The 4,012-nt window shown below is 41.3% G+C and carries 6 protein-coding genes; 3 read left to right on the top strand and 3 right to left on the bottom strand.

Annotated elements, in window-relative coordinates; all coding sequences use genetic code 11:
• The first annotated feature begins 192 nt into the window (after positions 1-192).
• The 3 genes from VGA95_13400 to VGA95_13390 all read left to right on the top strand — a co-directional run bounded on the left by VGA95_13400 (position 193) and on the right by VGA95_13390 (position 1,647).
• Entirely contained in the window at positions 193-456 is a 264-nt protein-coding gene (locus VGA95_13400; GenBank protein ID HEX9667537.1) for a hypothetical protein, read from the top strand.
• A 529-nt stretch (positions 457-985) separates the two neighbouring features.
• Positions 986-1,300 carry a DUF433 domain-containing protein gene (locus tag VGA95_13395; GenBank protein HEX9667536.1) on the top strand — a complete coding sequence of 105 codons (315 nt, stop codon included), beginning with the start codon at positions 986-988 and terminating at the stop codon, positions 1,298-1,300.
• On the top strand, positions 1,300-1,647 hold the full coding sequence (locus VGA95_13390; GenBank protein ID HEX9667535.1) for a DUF5615 family PIN-like protein: 348 nt from the start codon (positions 1,300-1,302) through the stop codon (positions 1,645-1,647). The genes VGA95_13395 and VGA95_13390 overlap by 1 nt, the downstream gene beginning before the upstream one ends.
• A 262-nt stretch (positions 1,648-1,909) precedes the next feature.
• Here VGA95_13390 and VGA95_13385 read toward each other — a convergent pair whose 3' ends face one another.
• The 3 genes from VGA95_13385 to VGA95_13375 all read right to left on the bottom strand — a co-directional run bounded on the left by VGA95_13385 (position 1,910) and on the right by VGA95_13375 (position 3,992).
• On the bottom strand, positions 1,910-2,263 hold the full coding sequence (locus tag VGA95_13385) for a type II toxin-antitoxin system PemK/MazF family toxin (GenBank protein ID HEX9667534.1): 354 nt from the start codon (positions 2,261-2,263) through the stop codon (positions 1,910-1,912).
• Positions 2,250-2,459: a ribbon-helix-helix domain-containing protein gene (locus tag VGA95_13380; protein HEX9667533.1), complete on the bottom strand. Its 210-nt coding sequence runs from the start codon at positions 2,457-2,459 to the stop codon at positions 2,250-2,252. Before VGA95_13380 ends, VGA95_13385 begins: the two co-directional genes overlap by 14 nt.
• 789 nt (positions 2,460-3,248) lie before the next feature.
• Entirely contained in the window at positions 3,249-3,992 is a 744-nt protein-coding gene (locus tag VGA95_13375) for a phage Gp37/Gp68 family protein (protein ID HEX9667532.1), read from the bottom strand.
• Between the last annotated feature and the right edge of the window lie 20 nt (positions 3,993-4,012).

Raw genomic sequence — 4,012 nt, 5'->3', positions numbered from 1 at the left:
ATAACAACTGGAGTATCTATCCTAGCTCTCATCCTTGCAGTAGCGTCGCTCACTATTAGCATGTATCGAGAAAGCCCTAACAAACAAATACAGCCGACCGCTGACTCGGCGGCTGATTTGTAGTGTTAGAATAACCTTAGGAATGTGATGGTCGTGAAACGAAAAAAGATCCGATACGGAGAGCCTGTGGAGGTGCCTTTCACTCAACGTGAAAGAAGCCTCGTTCTTGAGCAGACGTTTGCAGGTCCCAATCTTACCGATAGGCTTAGAATCGCTTCAACCCAGGGCACCAAGCTTGTGGCGAAATTCACACTCGACGATCTGGACGAACTGCTCGGTTACATCGCCGCAGAAGCCAACCATTCGGAAGACCCGAAGCTCCAAAAGCACTTAGACAGACTATACAACCGACTCAAGACCAAGATGGAATCCTACGACGACGGTGAATGGCAGTAAAAGGGGTCAGGCCTTGACTATTGACTTAAGCAGTCAACAAACCTTTATAACTCTTATACTTATTTAATCTGTTTTTATAAAATTCACTATGGAATATTCTTAGTGATCAGATATTTCTCAAATATACGATAATATTCCAATGTCTCCGGGGTCATGAATAAATGACTTATTTTTCCTTTTGTTCTCCTCGCCTGCCGTTTTCTTGAAGCGTCCTTCCTGTTTCCTTTTCAGTATCCTGAAGGAATAAAATTAGATTGCCACGGGGATTTGCCCTTTGCGATGAAAAAAAAGTGTATGCGTGGTGCCTGGAATGCATGTTAACTCAATCCAAAGAAACAGGAAAAAATTAAAGAATAGGAACGCCAGATCGACCAGGGGGTGTATGAACTCAACGGGCTGACGCCGGGGGAGATTGCGATTGTAGAGGGGAAAAAGGATTAGAAGATTGAAGGTCACAAGATTGAGAGATTCGAGGATTTGGAATATTGGAGACTTTTGCTTAAACTGTTCCATGAAACAGGAGTTATTAATGTCCGTCGCAGAAACAAGATACGAGCATATTGTTATTGGTGAGGATGGAACACCCATCGTCTCCGGCACAACTATGAAGGTGGTCGAACTTGTTGCTGAAAGAATTGCTTACGGGTGGAGTCCGGAGGAGCTACACTTTCAGCACCCTTATTTGACTTTAGGGCAAATCCATTCGGCCCTGGCTTATTACTGGGACCACGTGGAGGAACTCAATAAAGACCTGGAACGTCGACTGAAAAAAGTGGAGAAAATCAGGCAAGCCAGCGGACCATCACCTTTAGTTGCCAGGTTAAAATCCAAAGGTTTGCTGTAATGGCTGTCGCCATTTACATGGATGTCCACATTCCCAGAGCCATTACAGTCGGTTTGCGGCTTCGTGGTGTTGATGTTATTACCGCACAAGAAGACAACTCGGCCAATCTCGCTGACCAAGAGTTACTGGAACGCGCCACTGCCTTACGGCGAGTCCTATTCACCTTCGACGATGACCTGCTGATCGAAGCTACAAAACGGCAAGTACAGGGTAATCCCTTTACCGGTCTGATTTATGCTTATCCCTCGCGCGTTTCGATCGGAAGCTGCATCCGTGATATAGAAATTATCGCTAAGGCGGCAGAGCTTGATGATATCGCCAATCGAGTGGAGTTTTTACCTCTTTAGGAAAAATCGGGGCCAGGCATGCAATTTGACTTTAAACAATTACATTTTGGATAGGAAGATTGGAAATAGAATATTTGGTTAGTTAGACAGGGAGTGCAATGAGTTTAAGATAAAGGAACTTGCCAGAATAATGGGTAACGAATAAAAGGTGTCAGGCCTTGACTATTGACTTAAGCAGTCAACAAACCTTTATAACTCTTATACTTATTTAATCTGTTCTTATAAAATTCACTATGGAATATTCTTAGTGATCAGATATTTCTCAAATATACGATAATATTCCAAGGTGGATAAGCAATGCCTTTTCTATTTCTTCGATCTTTTGTTGAGAAAGACTGCCCATTTGCTTAATAAGCCTTTTCTTATCTACAGTTCTTATTTGATTGCACTTTACCTTCGAGTCTTTGGACAAGTTTGCAGTTCCTTTGGATAAAAAAACCTCAAAAGGATAAACCTTCGTAACACTTGAAGTAATCGGAATAACAGTAACTGTTTCCGCATACTCATTGTTTATGTCGTTTGAAATTACTAACGCAGGTCTTGTTTTGCCGATTTCTCTTCCTATAATAGGTTCGAGAGAAACCAACCATACATTTCCTCTGCTAATCCCATCCATCAGTAATAGTTGTCTCCCACTCCTTCAAATTCTTACCTTCTTTTTTATAGCCTTCTTTAAGTGATTTTCGAAGTTGCTTTTCCCTCAGAACTCTGAGCTTATCTCTAACTGCATCTCTTATAAACCCACTTTTATTCTTTATTTGAGAAAGCTCTTCATATAATTCTTTATCTATAGTTATGTTCATCCTTACCATTACTTATACACCTCATATTATGTATTAAATATACATATTTCTAACACACATGTTATTGACTGTCAATTTATCAAAACATTTGACTATTTGTTTAAAATATTTTAGGGTGAGATCTAAACTATATATATATGCCCGACGGATAATAACCCACTTCAGAGAGTCCAGTCATTAACGAGAAGCGAAATCGCCCTGCCGTTCCGATGAACTCATTATGACTTTTGAAGAGATTGTGGGGCGCATATTAGACCACAGGCCGCAAGGAGGTCCAACTGGACAATTAAATTCTAAATAAAGGTTTCCGGCTTCTTTTCTCCTAATAAAAACACAAAATCGACTAATGAACGCATAATTATTATGATATATGTACATAAAAGATGGCCGCTTTGGTTCGTTAATATTAAAGAGTGCTTAACGCACCACGAACGGAGAGCGGCTTTTTTATTATGAATTTGTCTCCTAGATATTGTATTTTTTTAGATGGCGGATTCGAGTTTATTTAGAGCATTTACAGCATGGCGTTAATAATGATTTGAGGATTCATTCCGATCTTATTCTAAATGTTTGGACAAAATAAAATAACAATAGTTTGAAGAAAGCTCAAGGGGAGGCATCATTTTCATTCCGGACAGGCTTATGGCAAGATAAATCGCGGCTGGAAGCCGCTCCTACCTCTTTGTTCTTTGGCAAGGGTGGCACACGAGTTCCTTCGGTCTAGCTCAGGACACGCTTGCTGGTGCGTTATGTGGCTGGCCGAGCGATAGATTGTGGAATTTATACAGGCTACTATTTCTAAAATAAGGCCAATTGAGGTTTATAGTCATATCGATCCAAGGGTATTTCATCGTAGGTTCGACCGTTTAGTTTTCGTCCAGTTAAGTCCTTACGCACTCCGCCCCACTGCTTGAAGAAGAAGGGTACATCAGCTTCACGACATTGCTGGAGAATTGATAGCACCCATTCTTTTTTCATTGGTCTTGCTTTCGGTCCTGATTCCCCACCGACGATCACCCAATTAATACCCACAAGTGGTATTGTATCCAGCGCGCCAATCAACGGCTCACAAGATAAGAATCGAATGTGCGCCCGTACCTTTTGCAAGTCATAAATCCTATCGAGTACTTCTTTGTCTTCGACACTAACTCCCATCCAAACGTTAGTAGGCCAGGGTAGTTTACTCGCCAGGTCTCTCAGCCTATTGCTCCGCTTAGTAAGAATTTGAAAGATATGTTGAGGACAGCGTTCCATTGTACCAAATACTTGCGTAATAAACTCGAAGGGTATATTTTCGTGAAACAGGTCGCTCATAGAATTAACAAAAATTATACTAGGATATTTCCATTTAATTGGTAATGCAACAGCATCTTCATGTAGAGTAACAGAAAAGCCATTCTGATATCTCTGAACACCCATCTTCTGTAGTCGCATTGCTAAACGTTCGGCATAGCAGTGCTTACATCCCTGGCTCACCTTGCTACAGCCAGTGACAGGATTCCAGGTTACCTGCGTCCATTCAATTTTACTGTTGGTCCCCATACCATCCTCCTTGTTTTTTT

Source organism: Thermodesulfobacteriota bacterium, from assembly GCA_036397855.1.
GTDB lineage: Bacteria > Desulfobacterota_D > UBA1144 > Nemesobacterales > CSP1-2 > DASWID01.
The sequence above is the reverse complement of the archived record's forward strand: the minus strand, read 5'-3'. Positions and strand labels throughout refer to the sequence as shown.